Source organism: Collinsella sp. AM38-1BH, from assembly GCF_003467545.1.
Lineage (GTDB): Bacteria > Actinomycetota > Coriobacteriia > Coriobacteriales > Coriobacteriaceae > Collinsella.
The window spans coordinates 1-1,048 of the sequence record NZ_QSHC01000038.1; the positions used below are offsets into that span (position 1 = coordinate 1).

Sequence of the window (1,048 nt, forward strand, 5' to 3'; positions counted from 1 at the left end):
AATAGCAAAAGCCCCGCAGTCGGAGCGGACTGCGGGGCTCATGAAGAGAGGTAGTTTGTGGGCGCTTTGCCTGGCGCCCACGAGAGAGGCAACAGAGTAGAGACTACTCGTGGATGCGGGTACCAGAGAGGCCGGCCATGGTCTCGGCGGCCTTGTCCAGGGCGCCGATGATGCAGGTGCGGCCCTTGCGGGAACGGGCGAACTTGATGGCGGCGCGGACCTTGGGCTCCATGGAACCCTTGCCGAACTGGCCCTCGTCGGCCAGGCGCTCGGCCTCGTCGGCGGTGAGGTCCTCGAGCTCCTCCTGGTCGGGCTTGCCGAAGTTGATGGCGACATGCTCGACGGCGGTCAGCAGGAACAGGACGTCGGCGTCGCAGTCCTCGGCCAGCAGCTCGCCGCCCAGGTCCTTGTCGATGACGGCGGGAACGCCCTTGTAGCAGCCCTTGTTCTCGTAGTCGCGGACGACGGGGATGCCGCCGCCACCGCAGGCGATGACGATGAACTCGTTGTCGAGCAGGTTGAGGATGGAGTCAGCCTCGACGATCTTCTTGGGATCGGGGGAGGCGACGACGCGACGCCAGCCGCGGCCGGAATCCTCGACGAAGACCTTGGAGGGATCCTCGGCCATGAACTCCTTGGCCTGCTCCTCGGTGTAGAAGGGGCCGATCGGCTTAGTCGGGTTCTTGAACGCGGGATCATCCGGGTCGCACTCGATCTGGGTGACGACGGTGGCGGCGTGCCAACGCTTATAGCGCTTGTGCATCTCGCGGCCGATGCCCTGCTGCAGGTGGTAGCCGATGTAGCCCTGGGACATGGCGCCGCACTCGGGCAGCGGCATCTCGGGGGTGCCGATGGCGTCGTGGGCGGCGGCGAAGGCGTTCTGGATCATGCCGACCTGCGGGCCGTTGCCGTGGGTGATGATGATCTCGTTGCCCTGCTCGATGAGGCCGAGGAGCGCGTGGGCGGTGTTGCTCACGGCCTCGATCTGCTCGACGGGGTTGTTGCCGAGAGCGTTGCCGCCAAGGGCGACGACAATACGATCGGGCTT

1 protein-coding gene is annotated in these 1,048 nt (G+C 65.9%); it reads right to left on the reverse strand.

Annotated features, from left to right (window positions below; translation table 11 throughout):
• Positions 1-103: 103 nt before the first annotated feature.
• Positions 104-1,048, reverse strand: a 945-nt coding sequence (gene arcC / locus DW870_RS09230; RefSeq protein ID WP_117877568.1) for a carbamate kinase, incomplete at its 5' end; no start/stop codon positions are given.